Source organism: Streptomyces sp. NBC_00154 (genome assembly GCF_026342835.1).
GTDB lineage: Bacteria > Actinomycetota > Actinomycetes > Streptomycetales > Streptomycetaceae > Streptomyces.
Window position 1 is genome coordinate 645,681 of the sequence record NZ_JAPEMI010000002.1, and the last position, 22,161, is coordinate 667,841.

Below are 22,161 nucleotides of genomic sequence, written 5' to 3' on the forward strand. Positions count from 1 at the left end.
GTTGCTCCTTACCATCACGTGATGAGCTAACGACCTCGGGGGAAATTGAGGTCGGGACGTGCTGGCCTGGCGGTTCGGCTGGTGTGATCAGCAGGCGCCTTTGCGGACGAGGATGAGTGCGGTGCTCGTCCGGCGCCGGGTGGGCCGCTGTGCGGAGCGGTCGGAGACCAGGCCAGCGATCGCCAGGTGGGTCTCCTCGTAGATTTCAGGGCGTCCGGTAAAGCGCCGCAGGGGTGCCCACTGCCGCAGCTCGGCGTTGGTGTGCTCGACACAGATCCGGGCTGAGGACTCGTGCCGCCGCGCCTCGTGCCAGGTCCGCTTGTCACCGTCGCACGCGTCGTTCTTCGGCTTCTTGGGCGGGGCGGTGACCTGGCGGGGGAACTCCTTGGCCAGCCCCGCGTACCCGGCGTCGACCTGGGACATCACCGAGGGGTGGATTCGGAGCTGTTCGGCGAAGCCCTCGGTGCGCAGGGCCGTCTGGTCGTGCATCCGGCCGGGCCGGACCACCCCGGACAGCAGCATGCGGCCCTGCCCGTCGCTGAACGTGGTGGTCTTGATCGTGTTCTGCCGGCGCTTGCCCGAGACGAAGGCCCGCCGCCCGGGTCGGCCCGCCCGCGGGCGTCTGACCTGGGTCTCGGCGCCGTCGAGCCGAAGCTCGACGTCCTCGGCCTCGGCGTAGGCGAAGAGGTCCTCCAGTGTCCGTAGCCGCACTCCAGGCCGGTCGGGCACTGCGAAGCCCCGGGCCGCAAGCAACGGCTGCACCTGCCGAATCGCCGTCGAGACGGTCGAGCGGTCGACGCCGTACAGCTCGGCCAGGACCTCGTGCGGCAGTTGATGGCGCAGGTGCACCAGGGCAAGAAGCAGCCGGTCGCAGAAGACCAGCTTCGGCTTGCGCCCGGCGCCGGCCGCCCTGCGGCGTTCCCCACCTCGGGCTTCGCGAAGTCCGGACTGCCGCGCGGCCTCCCACGGGGCGGCGAGTTCGGCGAACAACTCGCCGAAATGTGCGCGGGAGACACCAGACAGGGCAGGATGGGAGCAGGCCGCGCGGGCCCAGGTCAGCTTCACAACTCACCCAACCCGCACGGCCCTTGCTACGGCACGACCAAATCAGCCGGAACGTCGCTGCGAGCGGCAACCGCTTCACATGGGCTCAACCAGAGCCGCCCGCCACTCCGGGCGCGGATCAGCCCCAACACTCGTCCAGTACTCCCGGCCACGCACGATCCGTCCCTGCTGGATGGTCCAGAACGAGGCCACGCGGAACACGCCGAACTCGTCATGCGGCACCTCGACTTCGGAGACCACCTCGCTGCCGTCAGCCACGATCCGCAGCACCCGAATCGACCAGCCCCCCGGGTATTCGCTGTTCACCGCGACGAAGTTCTTGTTGCCAACGATGCGCTCCGCGCTGACCGGCCACTCGACCACGACGTCCTCTGCGACCAAGTCGGCGACACCTGACCAATCGCGCGCCTGGATCCGATCCCACAATGCCTCAATCACTCCCGAAGGTTCCATGGGGGCACCCTTGCATGAACCACTGACACCCCGGCCCTGGGAGCCCAGAGGCGACCCGGCACATCGCCCCTCAAGCAGCCGCTCTGCCGCTAATAGATCCCAATGTCGTAAGAAGCCGTATCTCAACCGATCTTGGCTCGTGCAGATCGAAGAGGCGTCTCGCCCGGGTGATCTTCCGACTGAGCGCGCATGAAGGCAGGGCCTCTCTGTAGCTCGGGGGTGCGATCCCATCCGAGCGGCTCCAGGAGGCCCTGTTGTTCTTGTTGTACGCGCCCGAGCCCACCGAGTTCAACTCGTCCTCGGTGTCGTGCGATTGCCTCGCGCACGTGACGGCAACGCGGCCGATCACCCGGACCGGGTGCGCCGGTATCCATCGGACATGACCGACGCAAAGTGCGCCGGACGGGTCATGGACTTGCGCGTCTACGGGCACGAGCGCTTCCGGCAGTGCTGCATGCTCGTGAGGTTCCCGGACCTGCAGGTCGACGCTCACGGAGTCAGGCCCCCAGATGGCGATCACCTCGGTGCGGTCAAGCTGACTCCGGAGTTGCGACGCGCCAACGAACTCCGCGGACAGGATGTGTTCAAGCACTGCGCGCTCGTCGGCGTTCAACGGGCGCGGGTCGATGGAAAGAGGAGCCATGCGCCCATTTTGAGGTGGCGGGGGCAACCAGCCCAACGCCTACACCGACCTTCGCCGGGGCCGACCGGCAGCGGCATCATGACCGTTCATGGGCGGGGATCTGTCGCAGCGGCTCGTGCCGGATGATCTATGGGCAATGGTCGAGCCGGTACTGCCGTCCTTCCGCTCGCGCCCGCAGAGCGGTGGCACCGCGCGGATTGACCAACGTGCCGTGTTCACGGCCGTCGTGTACGTGCTGACCAGCGGGTGCGCGTGGCGGTATCTGCCACCGACGTTCGGAGTGCCGCCGGCGACGGCTCACCGGAGGTTCTCAGTCTGGACCGCATCCGGAGTGTGGCGTCAGCTGCACCGCGTGGTTCTGGACGAGATCGGTGCCCGTGGTGGACTCGACTGGAGCTCAGTGATCGTCGATGCCGCCTCGGGAGGCGGTCGTCGCCGTACCGGACGAGTTGCCGGACGAGGACGCCGCGCACAGAGTTGAAGAGCCCCCACGCCGCATCAAGCTCGCGGTCCGCTACGAGGCAACCGTTCTTACGCTGCGGCCATGCCGAAGCGGACGCTCCGGAGACGATCTCTAGCCGACCAGACGGCGGCGCCACTGCAGGGGGGTGACGGTGATGGCCCGGCCGGGGTCACGGTCCCAATCGGCAACGAGGCCGGCTGCTTCCAGGGCGGCCACGACCTCGTGGCCGATAGCAGCGGTGGTCTCGGACGAGCCGTCGAAACCGCCGTAGAGGAGCATCAGTCCGTGGCCGGCCGCGGCGGAGTCCGTGCACTGGGAGTGGAAATAGACGAAGCCGCGGGCGTCGGCACCGCCTTCGCTGCCGATCTCGGACTGGCCGCAACTGCGGCAGCAGGTGAAGTTCTCACGGGCGGTGATACCGGCCTCCTGCAGGGCGGTGAACGCGCGGGTGAGCCGCTCAGGGTCGGTCTCGCCTTGCCATTCGGCCTGCTCCGCGACACGCTCCAGCCACATCCGGTCGGCCATCGCCTCCGCCTGCTCGCGCGACACGGGCCGACGGTCCGCGGTGACCAGGTACTCCTCAGCGAGCTCCGCCAGTTCGGCGCGGGTGGCGTAGCCGCCGACCAGCACCTCGCGGACCCGCTTCTCCAATTCCTCGCGCTTGTCTTCGTCCAGGTCGAGCGGCGGAACCTCGCAGGTGAGGCCCATATCCAGCAGCAACCAGCTCAGACCAGTGCCCCAACCGGACCCCTGTCGGGCCCAGCCGGTCATCGCCGCAATCACTGCCTCGGAACCGTCGACCATCACCTGGAAGTGCCGGTTGGCGGCACCGTCGCGGTGCTCCAGCGTGTAGTTCCCGCCGGCCTCGTGCCAGACCTGGGCGAAGACGTTGGGCACGTCGGGTATCCGATGGATCACCAGAAACCGGTCACTATCACCGCCGATTCGCCGGACCAGCCCAGCCAACTCCTCGGCGGACACACGAACGTGCCGCTCCCCGTTCTCCGTCTTCACCACGATCTCGAGCATGCGCAGACTCTGGCACACCCCCCTGACAGCATGCCTCCGGGGACCTGCGACGCAGCCCACTGCGACGGCCCAGGAGCACCCCGATCCCGCGCAGAGGTCCGGATCGGTGGATTCTCTATCCATTGGCTGCAGTTGCCGGTTGGGGCTGGTGTTGAGCGTAGTAGTTGGCCTCGTGTTCGTGGGGCGGGTTGGTCCCGATCGCGGTGTGGAGGCATTGAGATCCCCGAATACCTGCGCCAGCCGACCGCAGACAGGCGACAGCCCCGAACGTTCAATCCCCCCACACGAGGTGGTCCAGGCCCCACCAGAACGGCATGCCAGAGCCCTCATCCCCCGTCCGGCCCACTTCGACCGCGGGATGGGAGCACTACGCGGACACATTGCCGGTCTGTAAGAGACAGCAGCAGAGCTTCAGAACTGAAGAACACCGAGGGACTTGCAGCTCCGTAACACGTCGCGGTTGCTCACCAGGAGCGGTGGGTCAGTCAACCGCCACGACGTTCGGCCTCTGGACCGTTATCAGGCTTCTGCTCCTCCGGGGCAGCAGGGTCACTGGCTGCCCGCCGGGTTAGCGTCTTGGCGTGATCGCAGAGAGCGCCTCCGTGCGGGTCGACATCCGGAAGTACGACGGCAGCCTGAGCGCCCAGTGGACTGCTACCCGGCTCGGTGAGGACGAGCACGGCGTGTGGTTGGGCACGGCTCAGGGTGTCCCCGTCAGTTCGGACACGGGCGGCTGGAAAAGCCGGTTCGCATACGTGATGTTGGTCCCGCGCGGTGAGTGGTGGACGGCCACGTTCTGTGTGGACCCGGGCCCCGAGATGTACTGCGACGTGTGCACGGTGCCCGAGTGGAGCGCGGACGGGACCGTCGTGCGCATGGTGGACCTCGATCTCGATGTCGTGCGGCCTCGTGGCGGTGAGGCCCATGTCGAGGACGAGGACGAGTTCGCCGAACACCGGGTGCGCTATGGCTACCCCGATAGCGTCTTCGACAAGGCCCAGCAGACCTGCGAGTGGTTGATGGAGGCGGGCCGTCGCGGTGGTGTTGGCATCGAACCCTTCGTTTCGGTGCATCGCTACTGGCTCGGCCTCATCGGGTAGCCAACGGGCGACCGACGCTCTGCTCGGCACGCGCGTCACCCTCCTACCGGGGTTTTCCGAGAGGACCCTGAGTCGCTTCAGGCACGCCGGCACAGGCATCTCCGCAGACCTTCGATCTCGACGGGCCGAGGCCGCTCAGAGGCGTGAACAATGAGGACGGGGCATTGGACGCAAGCGTCTTCGTGAGCACAGTCGGTTCCGTCAGCGCGGCCGCAGTCGCCCAGTGCGAGCTTGCGACGTTCGCCCTCTTCCCCACCCCCGTCGTCGCCGGATCCCTCCTGGACCGGGCTCATCAACACCAGCCACTCGGTCATCATGAACGGCCCCAGCTGCCGTCCGAACAAGCGGCCCAGGAACACCACTGACAAAGCACGCTAGTTCCGTCTTTGCGGCTGCTGTCGGTGGTTTCTCAGCGGCGCAAGCCGGCTTGTCAGAGGCATCCGTTAGCTTGCGGAGCATGGGAAACTCAGGCGGATCATTGACGACCCGGTCCACGGGGGAACTGCACCAGCTCATGCGGGCGGCCGGGTTCACGGGCATTGACGGCACGGAGGCGTTGGCGGAGGGCTGGCAGACGACGCACTTCGCCGACGCCGGACGGCGGAGCCTGACGGCCCTCGTCCAGAGAACTGGGACACCAGCCGTGATGGTGTCCTTCCTCGACAGCGACGTGGGGTTCATCGAGGCGGCCACGCCGGAGGGCAGCACCTGGGAGGGTCTGCTCAATCGCGACATGGCGACGAGCTACGAAATACCTCTGGAGCAGTTCCCGATCGAACCCGCCGTGGTCGGCGCGCTCGCCTGGGCGGCGACTTCCGGGCTGACGCCCGATGAGGAAGCTATCCGGCAGACTCTCACCGGGTCGGCCCTGTTCGCGGAAGAGCTCTCCTCAGCCCTCTTGGCCGCTCTGGGTCTACCCGGCGCAACCTAGTCCACTCAAGCCAGCACCTGGGGAACGTGAAATTGCAACTTCAGTCATGGGAGAGATCCTCTTGTCCCGAGGTCGAGGTCTTGGCTGTGGCAGGTGAGGCAGCGCCAGCATGCGCGGTGGTGGTAGGCAGCTGAGCAATTGCGGTGAGGAAGCGGACCGGTTGCCGCGCCACCGCGCCATGTGACGAGCGGCAGCGTCCGGTTCTGCTGACGTCGTGCCTCCGGTGAGACCCGACTGGACTGAGTGTCTCCGTCGAGTAGCCGATAGCCGGCGAGCGTGCCTCCGCAGAGCGCGGTGCCCGGGCCGGGACCTCGCTGGTCTGCCCGGGACTCGTTGGCGTACGGCCGGTGCTGAGCATCGCAGCAGTGGGCGGCAGTGCGCAGACTGGACGGTGGTCGCGGACGGTGCACCGGGGCGAAGCCGAGTGCCGTGGCCTGGGCCGCTGGACGACGCATGGCCAGACGGAGCCGGTCCATTCACTGCCAGCGACCTGTCGTTCGGCGACTGGACGCTGCCGGGCGGCGGAAAGGACCCGGTGCTCGACAACACGGTTGTGGCCCGCACCAATCACCGCAACGAGTCGGGGGGCCGCGGGCCTGCCACCTATGCGTTTGCGACAGCACCCGTCTCCGTGCCTGACGGAAAGCGGATCAAGAGTGTGACGCTGCCCGACAACGCCAACTTGCGCGTCTTCGCTGGGCACTGGATGACGAGCCGTTGCTGCACTGACCGGCGGGGATGCCGTCAGGCGACCCAATGCGGCCGTCGGCTGGCGGACGAGGGCGGGAGGCCGTCGGCGAGCGCGGTGGCCATGCGACGCACGGCCTCGCGCAGGATGTCGGGAGGCGTTGTGTACGGGATGCGGAGCCGCTGTTCGAAGATGCCGGGGTCGGTGGCGAAGTAGGCGCCGCCCTCGATCCGCACCCCGTAGTCCAGGGCGCGCTCGGCCAGCGGTGAGGCGATGGGCTCGCCCAGGTCGACCCACAGGGAGAGACCGCCGGGCGGCAGCTGCCAGGTCCACTGCGGAATGTGCTCGGCCAGGGCAGCAGCCAGGGCAGCGCGCTGCTCGCGCATCTGTTGCAGGCGTGGCGGCAACAGCTCCCCGGCCCGCGCCAGTAGGGCGAGGGCCAGGAGCTGGTCCAGGACCGAGCCGCCCATGTCGGTGGCGATCCGCTGGCCGGCGAGCTCGGTCACCAGCTGCGACGGGGCACGCAGCCAGCCGATGCGCAGACCGCCCCAGTGGGTCTTGCTCATCGAGCCGATGGTGATGACCTGGCCGGTCCCCCCGGGCGTGGCATGGGCGGCGAAGGGCAGCGGGGCCGGGACGTCGAGGGCGAGGTCGGTCAGGGTCTCGTCGATGACCAGCCAGGTGCCGGAGCGCTGAGCGGCGCGCAGGATGCGGACGCGCTCCTCATCGGGCATGAGGCAACCGGTCGGATTGTGGAAGTCAGGGATCAGATAGGCCAGTTGGGGCACCACTTGGTGCAGGGTCGATTCGATGATCTCGATATCCCAGCCGGTGTCGGTCACCGGGACCGACACGGTACGGAGGTGGGCGCGGCGCATGGCCTCCAGGGCGTTCGGGTAGGACGGATTCTCGACCATGATCCGGTCGCCAGGTCGGCACAGCAGTCCCATGACCAGCGTGAGTGCGTGCTGGGCGCCGGAGGTGAGCAGGATCTGTTCGGGCACGGTGGCCAGGCCGCGCCGAGTGAAACGCTCGGCGATGGCGGCGCGCAGTTCCGGAAGGCCGTAGGGGTGATAGCCGGGCGTGTGAGCGTGTTCGGCCAGCCGAGGGGAGACCTGGACGAGGGCGTCGACGAGGCTCTGTTCCGGCAGACCGGGGGCGGCCCTGGCCAGGTCGATCGCGGTGTCCTGCGGTTCGAGGAGTCGGTTGATGCCGCTGGGCGTACGGCCTTCCGGAAGGGCCGTCCAGGTACCGGAGCCCTGACGGCTGTGCGCGTAGCCGCTCTCGCGCAGCAGGTCGTACACGGCGGTGACGGTGGCCCTGCTGGTGTTCAGAGCGGTGGCCAGCTCCCGCTCGGCAGGCAGTCTGACGTGCAACGCGATCCGTCCGTCCAGGATCAGCGCGCTGATCGCCCGGGCCAGGTGACGGTAGGCGGGCCTCATTCCCGTCGGGTCGGGCAGCAGCGCGGCGAGCTGTCGGCTTCCCAGGGTCCGGCCGGTGCGGTTCACCCGGTCCACCAGCCGGAACGGATTCGAGTCAGCCATACCACTCTCTCCACATTGGCTGTGTTGTCTGGGCCAATCACTGTACAGACTCGCCGCCTGTGGCCTTGAGTCACCCGAACTCGCTGGAGGCGACTGGTATGCAGCAGAAGAAAACGGACCGCTGCGAGCGCGGACTCCGGCGCCGTCACGAGGGACGCAGTGCCGCTCCACCGGTGCCCATGACGCGCCCGTCTCCGCCGTCCCTCACCTATGTCCCCCTCGGTGAGCACTTGCGCAGGCGTCTTCCCCAACTGTTCCTCGGCCTCGCCCTGTACGGATTCAGCCTCTCGCTCATGGTCCGTGCCTCGCTGGGCGTCAACCCCTGGAGCGTCCTCAACGAGGGTCTGGAGCACCACACCTCCCTGAGCTTCGGTACGATCACGGGCGCCGTCGGTGTTCTGGTGCTCCTGCTGTGGATCCCGCTAAAGCAGCGGCCGACGTTCGGAACCGTCGCGAACATCGTCGTTCTGGCGTGTTCATCCGACCTTGGTCTCCTGCTCATCCCCGAGCACCTCGCCTTCCCCGCCCGGGTCGGCCTGCTCGTCGGGGGTGTCTTCCTCAACGGGTTGTCCGTCGCCGTCTACGTCGGCGCGCGCTTCGGCCCCGGCCCCCGGGACGGGTTGATGACCGGTGCGTCCGCCGCAACCGGGCTTTCCATCCGGCTCATCCGCACCCTGATCGAGATCACCGTGCTCGGCGCGGGCCGGCTGCTCGGCGGGAGCGTGGGCGTGGGCACGGTGCTGTACGCGCTCGCGGTCGGCCCGACCACGCAGTTCTTCATGCCGTGGTTCGCCTACCGGAGCGCTGCCGAACGCGCTGCGACGGAAGCGCGATCCGCGAGGGCGACCCGGACTGCACCGGTCAAGGCTTGAGAGGGACGCGCGGGAGCGGCTGAATGACGGTGACTCAGTCACTCCTGCTCGGGGCGAGGGCCCTTAGCCTGGAGCCCGTCACGAGAGTGCGTGCCCGAGATTTCCTGGGGCGGCTCATAGACATGATTACTTCATGGAGGCGTTGATGGCCGTTCGCCGTGTCGTGCCCAACATCCAGTCGGAGACCGTACAGGAGAGCCGCGACTTCTACGGTCTGCTGGGCCTCGAAGAGGTCATGAACCACGGCTGGATCATGACGGTTGCCTCTCCGTCCGCTCCGACGGCACAGGTCAGCTTCATGACGCACGACAAGACCGCACCGGTCGTGCCCGACATGAGCGTCGAGGTGGACGATGTGGACGCGGCCTACGCGGTCGTGCGTGACAGCGGTGCGGAGATCCTGCACCCGTTGCAGGACGAGGAGTGGGGAGTGCGCCGGTTCTTCGTCCGTGACCCCAACGGTCGGGTCGTCAACGTGCTGGGCCACCGATAGCGGTCATCGCGACTGCCGTTCCGGGAACCGGTGCTTCCCCGGCGCGCGGTCCGCCGCAGCCACTGCCCTTCCTGACCGGTCGGTCTGCGAACCCGGATGGACCAGCACCGTTCGCGTCGGCCGGCGGCAGGCATTAGGACAGAGATGACGGGTGGCAGGGAGGAGCGGGCCGAGATGCAGATCGTCGTCGACCTCAATCGCTGCCAGGGGTATGCGCAGTGCGTGTTTCTCGCACCGCAGGTGTTCGAGCTGCATGGCGAGGAGGCCCTGATGTTCACGCCGACTGTGCCCGACGATCAGCATGAGCGCGTCCGCCGGGCAGCGGCGGCCTGTCCGGTACAGGCCATCCTCGTCGGCGAGCCGGCGGGCGTCGGCGCTCCGTGAGCGGCGTCGGCCGGATCGTCGTCGTCGGTGCGTCGCTGGCCGGTCTGCGCGCCGCCGAGACGTTGCGTGACGAAGGCTTCGCCGGATCGCTGACCCTCGTCGGTGAGGAGCCACACCCTCCTTACGACAGACCACCGCTGTCCAAGCAGGTGCTGCTCGGGCGGGTACACGCGCATGACGTCGGGCTGCCGAGCCGCCGCGAGGTGGACGCGCGATGGAAGCTCGGTGTCCGTGCCGTCGGGGTCGACCCGATCAAGAAGCGGGTGGTCCTCGCCGACGGCGAAGAGCTTCCCTTCGACCGGCTGCTGATCGCCACCGGGACCCGGGCCCGCCCCTGGGCGAACTCCGACGAAGCCCGCCTGGACGGCGTACTCACCCTGCGTACGAATGACGACGCGGCCCGCCTCGCCGAACTCCTCGACGCGGGACCGCGCCGCGTCCTGGTGATCGGCGCCGGATTCATCGGCTCGGAGATCGCGTCCGCCTGCCGGGAGCGCGGTCTCGACGTGACGGTCGCCGAACGCGGACCCTCGCCTCTCGTTGGGGCGCTCGGCGGGACACTCGGCAGCTATGCGGGGCGGCTGCAGCGTGCACACGGGGTCGACCTGCGCTGCGGCGTGACCGTTACCGCTCTGAAGGGCAGCAACGGTCGGCTCACGGGCGCCGAGTTCTCCGACGGCCGCCGGATCGACGCCGATGTCGCCGTGGTCGCGTTGGGAGCCATCCGCAACACCGAATGGCTCGACGGATCAGGCCTGGCCGCGGGCCCCCGCGGCGTCGCTTGCGACGCGGGGTGCCGCGCCTTCGACATGTACGGGATCGTCACCGACGACGTCTTCGTCGCCGGAGACGTGGCACGCTTCCCGCATCCGCTCTTCGAGTACCAGATGCTGTCCCTCGAACACTGGGGCAACGCGGTTGCACAGGCCGAAGTGGCAGCCCACAACATGATCAGCCCGGGACCGCGCAGGCGCCCGCACCTGTCGGTGCCCGCCTTCTGGTCCAGCCAGTTCGGCCTCAACATCAAGTCCGTGGGCGTACCGACCTTCTCCGATCAAGTGGTCATCGCCCAGGGCTCGTTGCACGAGGGCCGGTTCGTTGCCGTCTACGGCTACCGGGGACGTGTCACCGCGGCGGTCAGTGTGAACCGCGCCAAGTGGCTGGAGCACTACCAGTACCTCATCGAGACGGCGGCACCGTTTCCACCCGCCCCCGGTGCCGCCGACCGGTCCGGTTCGCCCGCGCCCGTCCCCTCCGACGTGCCGTCCCCTCAGCTGCTCTCGCACGGTCCGACCGTGGCTCTCACCGGTCACCTGCCGGACCGGCACCTGATTCTGGTGCGGGCCGAATCACCCCCGACCGCCGCCCACGCTCGATGAGGAGCCTCACGCATGCCCCCGGACACCCTCTTTGAACGCATCACCGACTACACGACCCGCGCCGACCCGTATCCGCTCTACGCAGAACTCCGCGAGAACGGCGTGTCACGACAGAGCGATGGCAGCTACCTGGTGGGCACCTACCATGAGATCGCCGCCCTGCTCCACGACCCGCGGATCAGTTCGGACCTTCGTAACCGAACAGATCCGGACGAACTGCTGGCCAGGTCGGACGACATGCCGCCGGCCTTCATCGGTGTCGACGACCCCGAACACGACCGGCTCCGCCGCATCGCCATGCGCCCTTTCGGTCCGCCGCACTCCCCGGGACGGATCGACGCCCTGCAGGGCGACATCACCCGGATCGCCGAGGAACTGATCCACGAGTTCCGGGGCAGGGACCGGATCGACATCGTCGACGATTTCGCCTACCCGCTGCCCGTCACCGTGATCTGCGGGCTCCTGGGCGTGCCCCAGGAAGATGTGCCCCGCATCCGTGTCTGGACGAACGCGATCATCGCCGGCTTCGACTTCAGGCACGGGGAGCACCCGGAGCAGCGTCGACAGTCGGCCGTGGAGGCGCGGGAGGCGATGGCGCACTATCTGGGGGACCTCGCCGAAGAGCGGCGTGGCCACCCGACCGGCGACATGCTCTCCGCGCTGGCCAACGACGAAGGACCCGAAGGCCGTCTCACCCAGCCGGAACTGATGGCCACAGCTGTACTGCTGCTCATCGCCGGCCACGAGACGACCGTCAACCTGATCACCAACGGCATGCTCACCCTCCTGCGCCACCCCGACATCCTGGCGAAGTTGCGCGCCGAGCCCGAACTCATGCCGAGGGCCGTGGAGGAACTGCTGCGCTACGAGCCCCCCGTCCAGTTCCTGCCGCAGCGCTCACCGCTCACCGACATCGAAGTCGCGGGCGTCACCATCCCCAAGGGCGCCTCTCTGATCCTTGTGCTCGCCTCCGGCAACCGGGACCCCCTGAGGTTCGACGACCCGGACCGTTTCGACCCGATGCGTGAGGACAATCAGCACTTCGGCTTCGGCAGTGGTATCCACAACTGCTTCGGCGCCCCGCTCGCCCGTGTCGAGGCACAGATCGCACTCAATGCGCTCCTCCGCAACCTCGACGACCCCCGCCTGGTCGAGGACCCGCCCCCGTACCGGCGCAGTCCCGTGCTGCGCGGTCCTCGTCATCTCGTGATCCAGCACGCCGCAGGAACGTAGTCGGCAGGTCGTTGTGGCCCCGGCGAAGCAGCGAACGTGATCGTGGGCACGGGATACCGGAAGCGCTCATGCCACCAGGGGGCGATCCCTCGGGGCTACGGGGGCCGGCAGCTCCGTGGAGCCGCTCAGATAGCGGTCCGCTGCGGCCGCGGCGGACCGTCCCTCTGCGATGGCCCACACCACAAGGGACTGGCCACGTCCCGCGTCGCCGGCGATGAAGACCCCTTCCGCCCCGGTCCGGACCGTCCGCTCGGCGCTCCGGGCCCGCTCCGTCGTCTCGGCGGCGAAGTCGGCATGCCGCGCGAAGTTGCCCCGGTCGTCCAGCGTGAGCGCGAGCTGCTTCATCAGACCGGTGCCCCGTTCAGGACCGTAGAAGCCGAGCGCGAGCAGGACCAGATCCGCCGAGATCACGTGCTCGGTGTCCGGCCGCGGCCTTCTGTCCTCGGGTTCCACTTCCGCCAGGCGGATGCCGCGAACGTGACCGTGCCGGTCCCCTTCGAGACGGAGGGTGGCGGAGGAGAAGATTCGCGGATCCGTACCCTCCCGTTCCCGGCCCTCTTCATGGGCATGGGAGATCCGGTAGACCTTCGGATACGTGGGCCAGGGCTCGGTGTCCCGCCGGGCCTCGCCGGGCTCCGGATTGATGTCCAGCTGGACCACGGACGTCGCCCCCTGACGCAGGGCGGTGCCCAGACAGTCCGAACCGGTGTCCCCGCCTCCGATGATCACTACGTGCTTGCCCTCGGCTGTGACGGGGGACGAGACGTAGTCACCCTCCCTGACCCGGTTGGCGAAGGTCAGGTAGTCCATGGCCTGACAAATGCCGTGCAGCTCACGGCCGGGGACAGGCAGCTCCCGTTGTCCCCTGGCTCCGACGGCCACGACCACCGCGTCGTGACGTCTTGTGAGCTCGAAGGCGTCGAGATCGCTGCCAACATCCACACCCGTGCGGAACTTCGTGCCCTCCGACCGCATCTGCTCGATGCGGCGGTTCAAGTGCTGCTTCTCCATCTTGAACGCGGGTATGCCGTAGCGCAGCAGTCCGCCGATACGGTCGGCGCGCTCGTAGACGGCGACGGTGTGACCGATGCGGGTGAGTTGTTGTGCTGCCGCCAATCCGGCAGGTCCGGAGCCGATGACGGCGACGGTTTTCCCGCTGAGCCGCTCGGGCGGTCGCGGTGACGCGTACCCGCGCGCCCAGATCTCGTCGGCGATCGCCTGCTCGACGTTCTTGATCGTCACCGGATCAGCATTGATGGTGAGCACGCAGGCGTCCTCACATGGCGCCGGGCACAGCCGCCCGGTGAACTCCGGGAAGTTGTTCGTCGCGTGCAGTCGCTCGGCGGCGGCCCACCAGTCGTCCTTCGCCGCGTACGCGTTCCACTCGGGGATCAGATTCCCCAGCGGACACCCGCTGTGACAGAACGGTATGCCGCAGTCCATGCAGCGCCCCGCCTGCTCGGACACGAGCGGAAGCCGTGCCTGACCCGCATAGACCTCGTTCCAGTCGCCCAGCCGTTCCTCGACGGGGCGCGCCGGAACGGGCCGACGGGGAACTTTGAGGAAGCCGTGGGGGTCGGTCATGCTCCGCCTCCATCACCCAATTGCGGTGTACCGGCGTTTTGCTCAGGGTACGCCTGGTTTATGCCCCTTTCATCGGGCTGTGGGCGTCATTCGCACGTCGGCAGTCGTTCCGCCGCCGCTTCGATGCGCTGCACGCGTCTCACCTGTTCCAGCGGACACTCGGGCGGAAGGAGCGCCGACCGCGCGGCTCCCGGCCCCGGCGCGCCCGCCCCCGGCACTCGTGCGGATACGGCTACTCGAAGCGTGTGGTGTCGCCTGCTCCCCGCCGTACGATCTCCGCTTCGCCGCCGGAGAAGTCGATGACCGTGGTCGGTTCGGTGCCGCAGTCTCCCGAATCGACCACGGCGTCCACCACATGGTCGAGCCGCTCCTTGATCTCCCAGCCCTGAGTCATCGGCTCGTCCTCGTCGGGAAGGAGCAGCGTGCTGGACAGCAGCGGCTCACCGAGCTCGGCGACCAGGGCCTGAGCCACAGCATGGTCGGGAATACGGACTCCGACCGTCTTCTTCTTGGGGTGCAGCAGCTGGCGCGGCACCTCCTTCGTCGCAGGGAGGATGAAGGTGTAGCTGCCGGGCGTGGCTGCCTTGATCGCGCGGAACACATCGTTGTCGATGTGCACGAACTGGCCCAGCTGCGCGAAGTCCTCGCACACGAGAGTGAAGTGGTGGCGATCGTCGAGGTTCCGGATCGACCGGATCCGGCTGATGCCGTCACGGTTGCCCAGCTGGCATCCCAGGGCATAACAGGAGTCCGTCGGGTACGCGACGAGCGCACCGGAGCGGATGCTGTCAGCCACGCTGCTGATGGCGCGCCGCTGAGGATTTTCGGGGTGCACGTCAAAGTACTTTGCCATCCGCCGAGCCTATGCGATCCGGACAGCCGTGGTCAGTGACTGGATCGCAGTGGTGAGGCGGCAGACCGCTCCGGTGCTTGAGCGCTTTCACGCTCCTGGTGAGAACCGGCTGCTACCGTTAATGGCCTCCATCATCTTCACTTGCCCGTTCTTGCGGTTTGCCGGCTTCTCCGTCTGCCGGGAATTCCTCGATACGTGCTGTACATCGAGGAAGGCTCTTCATGACGCGCTCAGCTCGCACGAACGCCCCGACGGGTGAATTTGCCCTGCCGGATACGGTCACCCCGGCCCTCCCGGCGGCGGCGTCGTTCGCCGACCTGGACCTGCCGCTCGAACTGCTGGAGACGCTCACCGGCCTCGGCGTGAACCACCCGTTCCCGATCCAGGCGGCGACGCTGCCGAACTCCCTCGCGGGCCGGGACGTCCTGGGCCGGGGGCGCACCGGATCGGGCAAGACTCTGGCTTTCGGCCTGGCGCTGCTCACACGGATCGCGAGCCGGCGTGCGGAGCCGAAGCAGCCGCTCGGGCTGATCCTCGTCCCCACCAGGGAGCTGGCCCAGCAGGTCGGCGAGGCGCTCACACCGTACGCCCAGGCTCTGAAGCTGCGGATGGTCACAGTGGTCGGCGGTATATCGATCGGCAGGCAGGCCGGTGCGCTGCGGGCCGGGGCCGAAGTCGTCGTAGCGACCCCCGGACGCCTGCACGACCTCATCGAGCGCAAGGACTGCCGGCTGGACCGGGTGCGTATCACCGTGCTTGACGAGGCCGACCAGATGTGCGACATGGGCTTCCTGCCCCAGGTCACCGAACTGCTCGATCAGGTGCGCCCCGACGGGCAGCGGATGCTGTTTTCGGCGACCTTGGACCGCGATGTCGACCTGCTGGTCCGCCGCTACCTGCACGACCCGGTGGTCCACTCGGTCGATCCGTCGGCGGGGGCGGTCACGACGATGGAACACCATGTGCTGACCGTCCACGGCGCCGACCGGTACGCCGTCACGACCGAGATCGCGGCCCGCGACGGCCGGGTGCTCCTCTTCCTGGACACCAAGCATGCGGTCGATCAATTGACCAAGCACCTGCGGGCCAGCGGTGTCCGGGCGGCCGCGCTGCACAGCGGAAAGTCCCAGCCCCAGCGCACGCGCACCCTGGCCCAGTTCAAGAACGGTCAGGTCACCGCACTGGTGGCCACCAATGTCGCAGCCCGGGGCCTTCACGTGGACGACCTCGACCTGGTGGTCAACGTCGACCCGCCCAGCGACCACAAGGACTATCTGCACCGTGCAGGGCGCACCGCCCGTGCGGGTGAGTCCGGGAGCGTCGTCACCCTGGTCCCTTCGAGCGGGCGCCGCGAAATGAGCAGGCTCATGGCTGACGCCGGCATCACGCCGAAGATCACCGCGGTGCGCTCGGGCGAGGCGGAACTGAGCCGGATCACCGGTGCCCGGGCCCCTTCCGGTGTGCCCCTCGACGGCGGTCCTGCCGCAGCGCGCCCGAAGAACGGCAATGCCCCGTTCCGCGGCATGGGGACCACCCGGGGCGAATCCGGGCGCACCGGTGGCGGGTCCCGTCGGGGCGATGACGCCCGCAAGATGGCCGAGGCCCGCAGGGCCGCACGGGTACGCCGCGGCTCCGAGTAGGCACCGGGCGGTAACAGTGCAGATCAGATGCCCTTATCGGATCTGTAGAGGGCAGGCGGGACCGGCTTCTTCGGGCAGTGCGACAGGAGGAGAGTCTTCGTCCGCGGCGGTACATGTGGCGCAACTCCGCCGAGTGCGGTAGGCAGCCGTTGAACGCGCTGCGTCGAGTGGCTCGGGCCAACCGTCAGTTCCAGAGCCGGTAGGTCACTTCTCTCGGCATCTGCGGCGGCTTGTGGCCGGTGTAGACGAGGTGCATCCGGGTGTAGTGCTGTTGCCCAGCATGCTTCTGCCATGGCTCTGGACGGTCGAGCCTGACGGCCACGGGGTAGGAGTGGAACTTGCCTGCAGCACAGTAGGGCCGGCAGTCGTTCAGTACGTTGAGCCCGCTGCCCGTGGCGAACTTCGGTTTCCAGGCGGACCACCGGAGCGCGGTGAGGATGCTGTTGCCGTCCCCGCAGGCAATCAGGAACGTGCCTGGGCGTGCTTGAGGGTCCGAGAAGCAGTCGATGATCACGGTGTCGGGCGACTTCGGCTTCGTGGAAGCCGATGCCGGTACGACTGCTGTTGCGAGAGATACCACGGCACAGATCAGGACCGCTGTCTTCAGTTTGAGTCTCTGCATGTCCGCTCCCCAGCAGTCGCTCTCCGGGCCCATGAGGCCTCGCGTACGCCCTGCCCGCTCCGCGGTGCGGTCCGCGGATCCGGAGCAGGCGTCCGACGGCGCTTCCGGCCTCTCCTCAACGGATGTTCCGCTATCGACGCTACGGCCGAGCCCGGGGACGCACCACCCACACAGGTAACAACTTCGCAAAGTAGTAAATATGCACCCATCGGCCTCGTTTTCTCTCAGCCCGTGCGCCCAGAGGAATGTGCGCTCCTCCTGGCCGCTCAGCTTCGCAGCCTGCAGGAGCAGGCCGAACGCATCCACCTGCTCAGCAATCGGATTCACGGGTTGGTGCGTCGGCTGGACGAATCGTCGATGCCCGATCCGGATCAATTCATGACGACCTTGGAGATGATCTCGGTGTACGAGACCGGTTTCACGCAGGACCAGCGGGAGCAACTGGCCGAGCGTAGGGCCGAACTCGGCCCTGACGCAGTGGAGGCGGCCAAGAGCCGATGGGCGGAGCTCGTCGAACGGCTCTTCGACCATGTGCGGGACGACACCCCCGTCGACGATCCGCAGGTGCAGGACCTCGTCCGGCGCTGGGATGAACTGGGCGCCACGTTCCACGCCGTCGGCGAGCGGGGCGAACGGATCAAGGCCGCAGCTCGGCGCATGTGGCAGGACAACAGCGCCGAACTCAGCCGGAGTCTGCCCTGGCCCGCTGACCGGATGGCCGCTCTGGTCGGCTATCTGGAACGGGCGCGGCAGGCCCGCTGACCAGTCGGCCCCGGCGGCACAAGCGGCCGATGAAAGCCGCGCCGCCAGAGCGTTTCAGCAAGATCCGGCCGTTTGCCTGCTTGACAGCGTGTCAGCCTTCGACGGCATGGACGAGGACGTGTGGAACGAGCAGGTGGCGCAGGGCTACGACGAGTCGCCCGCGCACATGTACACGCCCGAAGTCCTGGATCTCACGGTCGATGTCACCAGTTGCGGACGAGGCCCAGCAGGTGGTCCCGGACTCGCGTGACATTCGGGTTGTCGGGGGTACCCGGGCGCTGCACGAGGTAGCTGGTGTTGATGGGCGGGTCGTCCGTCTCATGGAGGAGGGCCAGGGAGCCCCCGGCCATGTCGGTCAGGCACAGGTAATGCGGGAGGACCGAAAACCCGGCGCCAGCCTTGACCGCGGCAAGCACGGCCCGCAGGTCGGGGACGGTCACGGCAGCCTCGCGGTTCAGACGGGCACCGAAGACGTGACGCCAGTAGCGGCGGACGATCGGAAGGTCGTCCGCGTACGCGATGAGCGGCACCGTCTGCAGTGCGGCGGGGCCCTCGGCAGCCAGAAGTGGCTTGGTGCGCTCGGCCACGGCGGGTGCGGCGACCAGGAGGAACTCCTCGTCGACGAGGGGCACCGAGGCCAGGGTCCGGCCACGCGGGCGGACAGTGGCGATGACGAGGTCGTGTCGGCCGTGCCGCAACTCGTCCAGGAGCGGGTCGGTCAGTCCTGTCGTGACCCGCAGCCGTACGCCGTCGGCGACGAGCGGGGCGAGGCCCGGCAGGACGCGCTCGGCGAGGAACTCGGCCGGCCCTGCGAGGTGGACGGGGTCGGGGCGCGCGTGCGGTTGCGCGGCGGGATCCTGGCCGGTGGCGGCGAGGGCGTCGAGCGGGCCCGCGACGCGGGTCGCGAGGTCGTGAGCGATCGGAGTGGGGGCGACGCCGCGCGGGAGCCGTTCAAACAGCTCGCGCCCGGTCTGTCGTTCCAGGGAACGGATCTGTGTCGTCACCGTCGGCTGGGACAGGCCCAGCAGATGGGCGGCAGCGGTGAAGGAGCCGACGCGGTAGACGGCGAGGAAGGTACGCAGCAGGTTGAGATCCGCGAGCGGTGCCGGACCGGAGTGCGGCACCACCCGCAGCTCATCTGAATCCCTATGCTCCATAAAGATAAATATAGGCATTCTTATGGGAGCGAACCCGGCCGCGCAGATGCCCGGCCCGCTGCCGGAAGGCGTCGCCCTTGCTCCGGACGTGTTGATGGACTGCTGACCGGGACACCCCTGTGGTGGATGCGATCTCGTCCATCGTGCGCCGTACGCCATACCTGGTGAGGCAGTTGTCATTGGCGGCGAGGACCCCTGCGAGCCGGTCGGCACTCATCGTCAGGCCAGCTTCTTGAGGACCTCGGTGGCGAGCGGGGCGGACGAGGCGGGGTTCTGGCCGGTGACAAGGTTGCGATCGACGACGACGTGCGGGACCCACGGCTCGCCCACCTGGACCTCCACGCCCGCCTCGGTCAGACGGTCCTCGAGCAGCCACTTCGCCTTGTCGGCGAAACCGGCCTGGGTCTCCTCGGCGTTCGTGAACGCCGCCACCTTGTAGCCGGCGAACGCGTTGGAACCGTCGGGCTTCTCGGCGGCCAGGAGCGCGGCCGGGGCGTGGCAGACGACCGCGAGCGGCTTGCCGGAGGCGAGGGAGTCGATCAGGATCCGGCCGGAGACCGGGTTGACGGCGAGGTCCTCCATGGGGCCGTGGCCGCCGGGGTAGAACACGGCCACATAGTCCTCGAGATTGACGTCCGTCAGCGTGATCGGGTGCTGGAGCTCGGTGATCGAGGCAAGCGTGGCAGCGACCTTGTCCGCACCCTCCTGCCCTCCATTGAACTCGGGCGCCAGGCTGCCCTTGTCAACGGTCGGGACGACGCCGCCGGGCGTGGCGACAACGATCTCGTGCCCGGCCGCCTTGAACGCCTCGTACGGGGCGACGGCCTCCTCCGCCCAGAAACCGGTGGGGTGCTTCGTGCCGTCGGCCAGCGTCCAGTGGTCGACGCCGGTCATCACGAAAAGGATCTTCGACATGAGTTGTCTCCGGGAACGGGGCCCGCTCGGGCCCATGGGATGGGGGAGATTCGGATCGCACGCTCCTACGTTCTGCGAACTCTGACCCTCCGGGTCCAGATCGTCGGTGCGGCGATGTCCTCGAAGTTAGGGCCGCTATCCATGCATTTCCAATGGGGATCCCAATGGCAGCCATCGAAATTCCAATGGCTCAGAAGAAATATCGTCCGCCCGGCCGACTTGCGCTGATTCTCAGTCCCTGCGTGCAGGGCGCGCCGGGATCCCAACGAAAGATCGCATGCATCCCATGGCACGGAACGGCGACGACCGGCACGCTGGACGCATGACGAACAACACCGACCAGGCCATCATGCGCGCGATCAGTCAGGACGCCTACGGAACCCCGGACGTACTCAGGGAAGTCCGGCTCCCCAAACCTGTCCCGGGCCCGAGCCAGGTTCTGGTCGCCGTCCGGGCGGCCAGCGTCAATCCCACCGACTGGAAGCACCGGGCGAACCGCCTGTTCCTCGACCGCCTTCCGCTCGTTCTCGGCTGGGACGTCTCCGGGGTCGTCGAGGCCGTCGGCTACGGGGTCACCCTCTTCAAGCCGGGCGACGAGGTCTTCGGCATGCTGCCTTACCCGTACGGCGTCGGCTCCCACGCCGAGTACGTGATCGCCCCCGCCCGCGCCCTTACCCACAAGCCGGTCGGCATCGATCACGTCCAGGCGGGCGCACTTCCGCTCGCTGCCCTCACCGCCTACCAGGCACTCGTCGACACCGCCGAAGTCCGTCCCGGGCAGCGCGTCCTCATCCACGCCGCGGCCGGCGGCGTAGGCCACCTCGCCGTACAGATCGCCAAGTCCCTTGGCGCGTACGTGATCGGCACCGCGAGCGCGCCCAAGCACGACTTCGTACGCGAGCTGGGTGCGGACGAAGTCATCGACTACCGCAGGGTCGACTTCGCCGACGCCGTTCAGGACATCGACATGGTCCTCGATCCCCTCTCCGGCGAGACCCGGGCCCGCTCCCTCGATGTACTCCGTCCCGGTGGCATCCTCGTCTCCCTCCTGAACGGCGGCTCGCCGCAGGAGGCAGCGAAGGCCGCCGGGCTGGGCATCCGCGTCGAGACGCTCCTGGTCGAGTCCGACCACGCCGGCATGAAGGCGATCGCGGATCTCGTGGAGGCCGGCTCTCTCCGCGCCCACATCGAGGCCACCTTCCCCCTCGCGGATGCGGCCAAGGCCCACGCGCTCGGGGAGACCGGCCGAACGACCGGCAAGATCGTCCTGGTCGTGGAGTAACTAATCCCGGGGTCCGGCCCGCGGCTGCCGGGCTTGACCGTGCTCGTCCTGACCTTCAGGACGGTGCGTGCCGGTCCTGGTCGGTGCTCAGCCAGAGCCGGACGAGGTCACGGCGGCGCTCCGGCTCGGGGTGGTCCACGTACTCGGTGCGGCTGTGCAGGGTGACGTGGTTGTTCAGGAACTGCATGTCGCCCGCGCGCAGGTCCATGGCGAGCGTGAAGCGGCGATCGTTGTTGAGGCGGTCGAGCAGCTCCATCGCCTCCAGTTGGGCAGGGGTGAACGCTGGCACGTGGGCGCCGCGCAGCGCCGAACGCATGTAGTCGGGGCCGTAGGACGTGGACAGCCGCCCTGCACTGTCCACGGCGTAGACGGGGCTCTGAAAGAAGCTGTCGGGACCGTCCCCGGAGCGCCGGTCGCGCCACCACGGCCGGTACAGCACCCCAGCCAGGTCGGGGCGGGTGCGCACGACCTCGTTGTGCACCGCGACCGAGCTGACGATGCAGCTGAGCCCGCCGGACTTCGCCGGCCGGATGCACAGCAGCGCGACGACGTCGTTCGGATCGGCGTGGTAGCCGAGCCGCCCGCTGTGCTGATAGCTGTAACTCGTCGAACCCGACGGGGAAACGCCCAGGTCGAGCACGTGTTGCACGTGCTTGCCAGGACCCTGCGGAACGGTGCGGCCCACGTGTCGGCCCACTCCCAGGGCGAGGATCTCGCATTGCTGCTCGGTCAGATCGACGACGGGCGCGCCCTGCAGCAGCACGAAACCGCGGCCGTCCATCAGTTCGTCGACAAGGCTGTGGAGCAGGGGACCGAGCGTCGGCAACGGGAAGTCCTCGCGTGAGAAGTCGGCGAGACCGAGGCCGGCCGACTCCACGACGCCGACCGCTGCGCGCAGTTCGGCCTGATGAACGGCGCTGAGCTCGACCCGCCACTCGTCGCTGTCGGCGACCTCGGCGCCACACCAGCCACCCGCTCCGCGCACTTCCGCGATCACTGTCATGCCGACCCCGATCCCGAACCCGGGTACCCCCGCGGGCACTCTCCTCGATGTGTGCTTCCTTGTCGG

At 68.2% G+C, this 22,161-nt stretch carries 23 protein-coding genes; 12 read left to right on the top strand and 11 right to left on the bottom strand.

Annotation, left to right across the window (positions count from 1 at the left end; translation table 11 throughout):
- Nucleotides 1–87 precede the first annotated feature (87 nt).
- The 3 genes from OHA03_RS39335 to OHA03_RS39345 all read right to left on the bottom strand — a co-directional run bounded on the left by OHA03_RS39335 (nt 88) and on the right by OHA03_RS39345 (nt 2,161).
- Complete coding sequence (locus tag OHA03_RS39335) at nt 88–1,065, bottom strand: transposase (RefSeq protein WP_267008773.1); 978 nt, start codon at nt 1,063–1,065, stop codon at nt 88–90.
- Nucleotides 1,066–1,140: 75 nt separating this feature from the next.
- The gene (locus tag OHA03_RS39340; RefSeq protein WP_189280303.1) at nt 1,141–1,518 is read right to left on the bottom strand and encodes a nuclear transport factor 2 family protein; all 378 of its coding nucleotides are present in this window, start codon (nt 1,516–1,518) and stop codon (nt 1,141–1,143) included.
- 70 nt (nt 1,519–1,588) lie between these two features.
- Complete coding sequence (locus OHA03_RS39345) at nt 1,589–2,161, bottom strand: hypothetical protein (RefSeq protein WP_267008774.1); 573 nt, start codon at nt 2,159–2,161, stop codon at nt 1,589–1,591.
- Nucleotides 2,162–2,249: 88 nt separating this feature from the next.
- On the opposite strand from OHA03_RS39345, the gene OHA03_RS48125 reads away from it, so the two are divergent.
- Complete coding sequence (locus OHA03_RS48125) at nt 2,250–2,642, top strand: transposase (RefSeq protein ID WP_354006171.1); 393 nt, start codon at nt 2,250–2,252, stop codon at nt 2,640–2,642.
- A 93-nt stretch (nt 2,643–2,735) separates the two neighbouring features.
- On the opposite strand, the gene OHA03_RS39350 is transcribed toward OHA03_RS48125, so the two are convergent.
- Nucleotides 2,736–3,653, bottom strand: a complete 918-nt coding sequence (locus OHA03_RS39350) for a hypothetical protein (RefSeq protein WP_267008775.1) — start codon at nt 3,651–3,653, stop codon at nt 2,736–2,738.
- Between the two features lie 581 nt (nt 3,654–4,234).
- On the opposite strand from OHA03_RS39350, the gene OHA03_RS39355 reads away from it, so the two are divergent.
- Together OHA03_RS39355 and OHA03_RS39365 are read left to right on the top strand one after the other, a co-directional pair.
- On the top strand, nt 4,235–4,753 hold the full coding sequence (locus OHA03_RS39355; RefSeq protein WP_267008776.1) for a DUF402 domain-containing protein: 519 nt from the start codon (nt 4,235–4,237) through the stop codon (nt 4,751–4,753).
- A gap of 457 nt (nt 4,754–5,210) precedes the next feature.
- Entirely contained in the window at nt 5,211–5,684 is a 474-nt protein-coding gene (locus OHA03_RS39365) for a hypothetical protein (protein ID WP_267008777.1), read from the top strand.
- Between the two features lie 744 nt (nt 5,685–6,428).
- Here the strand turns inward: OHA03_RS39365 and OHA03_RS39370 are convergent.
- Nucleotides 6,429–7,916, bottom strand: coding sequence for a PLP-dependent aminotransferase family protein (locus OHA03_RS39370; protein ID WP_267008778.1), 1,488 nt, complete (start codon nt 7,914–7,916; stop codon nt 6,429–6,431).
- A gap of 179 nt (nt 7,917–8,095) precedes the next feature.
- On the opposite strand from OHA03_RS39370, the gene OHA03_RS39375 reads away from it, so the two are divergent.
- From OHA03_RS39375 to OHA03_RS39395, 5 genes are all read left to right on the top strand, one after another.
- Nucleotides 8,096–8,788 (top strand): YitT family protein, encoded by a 693-nt coding sequence (locus OHA03_RS39375; protein WP_267008779.1) that lies wholly within the window; start codon nt 8,096–8,098, stop codon nt 8,786–8,788.
- Between the two features lie 145 nt (nt 8,789–8,933).
- The gene (locus tag OHA03_RS39380; RefSeq protein ID WP_267008780.1) at nt 8,934–9,281 is read left to right on the top strand and encodes a VOC family protein; all 348 of its coding nucleotides are present in this window, start codon (nt 8,934–8,936) and stop codon (nt 9,279–9,281) included.
- A 174-nt stretch (nt 9,282–9,455) separates the two neighbouring features.
- Nucleotides 9,456–9,665, top strand: coding sequence for a ferredoxin (locus tag OHA03_RS39385; protein WP_267008781.1), 210 nt, complete (start codon nt 9,456–9,458; stop codon nt 9,663–9,665).
- On the top strand, nt 9,662–11,044 hold the full coding sequence (locus OHA03_RS39390; protein ID WP_267008782.1) for an NAD(P)/FAD-dependent oxidoreductase: 1,383 nt from the start codon (nt 9,662–9,664) through the stop codon (nt 11,042–11,044). The genes OHA03_RS39385 and OHA03_RS39390 overlap by 4 nt, the downstream gene beginning before the upstream one ends.
- Before the next feature lie 12 nt (nt 11,045–11,056).
- Nucleotides 11,057–12,277 (top strand): cytochrome P450, encoded by a 1,221-nt coding sequence (locus OHA03_RS39395; protein ID WP_267008783.1) that lies wholly within the window; start codon nt 11,057–11,059, stop codon nt 12,275–12,277.
- A 66-nt stretch (nt 12,278–12,343) separates the two neighbouring features.
- Here the strand turns inward: OHA03_RS39395 and OHA03_RS39400 are convergent, their stop codons facing one another.
- Both OHA03_RS39400 and OHA03_RS39405 read right to left on the bottom strand, forming a co-directional pair.
- Complete coding sequence (locus OHA03_RS39400; RefSeq protein WP_267008784.1) at nt 12,344–13,861, bottom strand: glutamate synthase subunit beta; 1,518 nt, start codon at nt 13,859–13,861, stop codon at nt 12,344–12,346.
- Nucleotides 13,862–14,093: 232 nt separating this feature from the next.
- Complete coding sequence (locus OHA03_RS39405) at nt 14,094–14,714, bottom strand: L-threonylcarbamoyladenylate synthase (RefSeq protein WP_267008785.1); 621 nt, start codon at nt 14,712–14,714, stop codon at nt 14,094–14,096.
- 221 nt (nt 14,715–14,935) lie between these two features.
- Between OHA03_RS39405 and OHA03_RS39410 the strand changes: the two genes are divergently transcribed.
- Nucleotides 14,936–16,354 (top strand): DEAD/DEAH box helicase, encoded by a 1,419-nt coding sequence (locus OHA03_RS39410; protein ID WP_267008786.1) that lies wholly within the window; start codon nt 14,936–14,938, stop codon nt 16,352–16,354.
- Nucleotides 16,355–16,538: 184 nt separating this feature from the next.
- On the opposite strand, the gene OHA03_RS39415 is transcribed toward OHA03_RS39410, so the two are convergent.
- On the bottom strand, nt 16,539–17,303 hold the full coding sequence (locus OHA03_RS39415; RefSeq protein ID WP_267008787.1) for a hypothetical protein: 765 nt from the start codon (nt 17,301–17,303) through the stop codon (nt 16,539–16,541).
- Between the two features lie 51 nt (nt 17,304–17,354).
- Here OHA03_RS39415 and OHA03_RS39420 point away from each other — a divergent pair, with 51 nt between their 5' ends.
- Both OHA03_RS39420 and OHA03_RS39425 read left to right on the top strand, forming a co-directional pair.
- A complete protein-coding gene (locus OHA03_RS39420; RefSeq protein WP_267008788.1) occupies nt 17,355–17,738 on the top strand; it encodes a TipAS antibiotic-recognition domain-containing protein in 384 nt (127 codons plus the stop codon).
- Between the two features lie 88 nt (nt 17,739–17,826).
- On the top strand, nt 17,827–17,988 hold the full coding sequence (locus OHA03_RS39425) for a hypothetical protein (RefSeq protein ID WP_267008789.1): 162 nt from the start codon (nt 17,827–17,829) through the stop codon (nt 17,986–17,988).
- On the opposite strand, the gene OHA03_RS39430 is transcribed toward OHA03_RS39425, so the two are convergent.
- Together OHA03_RS39430 and OHA03_RS39435 are read right to left on the bottom strand one after the other, a co-directional pair.
- Nucleotides 17,942–18,895, bottom strand: a complete 954-nt coding sequence (locus tag OHA03_RS39430; protein ID WP_267008790.1) for a LysR family transcriptional regulator — start codon at nt 18,893–18,895, stop codon at nt 17,942–17,944. The two genes, OHA03_RS39425 and OHA03_RS39430, sit on opposite strands and share 47 nt — an antisense overlap.
- A gap of 219 nt (nt 18,896–19,114) precedes the next feature.
- A complete protein-coding gene (locus tag OHA03_RS39435; protein WP_267008791.1) occupies nt 19,115–19,810 on the bottom strand; it encodes a type 1 glutamine amidotransferase domain-containing protein in 696 nt (231 codons plus the stop codon).
- A 349-nt stretch (nt 19,811–20,159) separates the two neighbouring features.
- Here OHA03_RS39435 and OHA03_RS39440 point away from each other — a divergent pair, with 349 nt between their 5' ends.
- Nucleotides 20,160–21,092, top strand: a complete 933-nt coding sequence (locus OHA03_RS39440) for an NADP-dependent oxidoreductase (RefSeq protein ID WP_267009634.1) — start codon at nt 20,160–20,162, stop codon at nt 21,090–21,092.
- 55 nt (nt 21,093–21,147) lie between these two features.
- On the opposite strand, the gene OHA03_RS39445 is transcribed toward OHA03_RS39440, so the two are convergent.
- Entirely contained in the window at nt 21,148–22,095 is a 948-nt protein-coding gene (locus OHA03_RS39445) for a TauD/TfdA family dioxygenase (RefSeq protein WP_267008792.1), read from the bottom strand.
- Nucleotides 22,096–22,161: the final 66 nt, after the last annotated feature.

Excerpts from the sequence above, each read along its gene's own strand:
- OHA03_RS39340 (WP_189280303.1), bottom strand. The coding sequence starts at position 1,518 with ATGGAACCTTCGGGAGTGATTGAGGCATTGTGGGATCGGATCCAGGCG.
- OHA03_RS39345 (WP_267008774.1), bottom strand. The coding sequence starts at position 2,161 with ATGGCTCCTCTTTCCATCGACCCGCGCCCGTTGAACGCCGACGAGCGC.
- OHA03_RS48125 (WP_354006171.1), top strand. The coding sequence starts at position 2,250 with ATGGGCGGGGATCTGTCGCAGCGGCTCGTGCCGGATGATCTATGGGCA.
- OHA03_RS39350 (WP_267008775.1), bottom strand. The coding sequence starts at position 3,653 with ATGCTCGAGATCGTGGTGAAGACGGAGAACGGGGAGCGGCACGTTCGT.
- OHA03_RS39365 (WP_267008777.1), top strand. The coding sequence starts at position 5,211 with ATGGGAAACTCAGGCGGATCATTGACGACCCGGTCCACGGGGGAACTG.
- OHA03_RS39370 (WP_267008778.1), bottom strand. The coding sequence starts at position 7,916 with ATGGCTGACTCGAATCCGTTCCGGCTGGTGGACCGGGTGAACCGCACC.
- OHA03_RS39375 (WP_267008779.1), top strand. The coding sequence starts at position 8,096 with ATGACGCGCCCGTCTCCGCCGTCCCTCACCTATGTCCCCCTCGGTGAG.
- OHA03_RS39380 (WP_267008780.1), top strand. The coding sequence starts at position 8,934 with ATGGCCGTTCGCCGTGTCGTGCCCAACATCCAGTCGGAGACCGTACAG.
- OHA03_RS39385 (WP_267008781.1), top strand. The coding sequence starts at position 9,456 with ATGCAGATCGTCGTCGACCTCAATCGCTGCCAGGGGTATGCGCAGTGC.
- OHA03_RS39395 (WP_267008783.1), top strand. The coding sequence starts at position 11,057 with ATGCCCCCGGACACCCTCTTTGAACGCATCACCGACTACACGACCCGC.
- OHA03_RS39400 (WP_267008784.1), bottom strand. The coding sequence starts at position 13,861 with ATGACCGACCCCCACGGCTTCCTCAAAGTTCCCCGTCGGCCCGTTCCG.
- OHA03_RS39405 (WP_267008785.1), bottom strand. The coding sequence starts at position 14,714 with ATGGCAAAGTACTTTGACGTGCACCCCGAAAATCCTCAGCGGCGCGCC.
- OHA03_RS39410 (WP_267008786.1), top strand. The coding sequence starts at position 14,936 with ATGACGCGCTCAGCTCGCACGAACGCCCCGACGGGTGAATTTGCCCTG.
- OHA03_RS39420 (WP_267008788.1), top strand. The coding sequence starts at position 17,355 with ATGACGACCTTGGAGATGATCTCGGTGTACGAGACCGGTTTCACGCAG.
- OHA03_RS39430 (WP_267008790.1), bottom strand. The coding sequence starts at position 18,895 with ATGGAGCATAGGGATTCAGATGAGCTGCGGGTGGTGCCGCACTCCGGT.
- OHA03_RS39435 (WP_267008791.1), bottom strand. The coding sequence starts at position 19,810 with ATGTCGAAGATCCTTTTCGTGATGACCGGCGTCGACCACTGGACGCTG.
- OHA03_RS39440 (WP_267009634.1), top strand. The coding sequence starts at position 20,160 with ATGCGCGCGATCAGTCAGGACGCCTACGGAACCCCGGACGTACTCAGG.
- OHA03_RS39445 (WP_267008792.1), bottom strand. The coding sequence starts at position 22,095 with ATGACAGTGATCGCGGAAGTGCGCGGAGCGGGTGGCTGGTGTGGCGCC.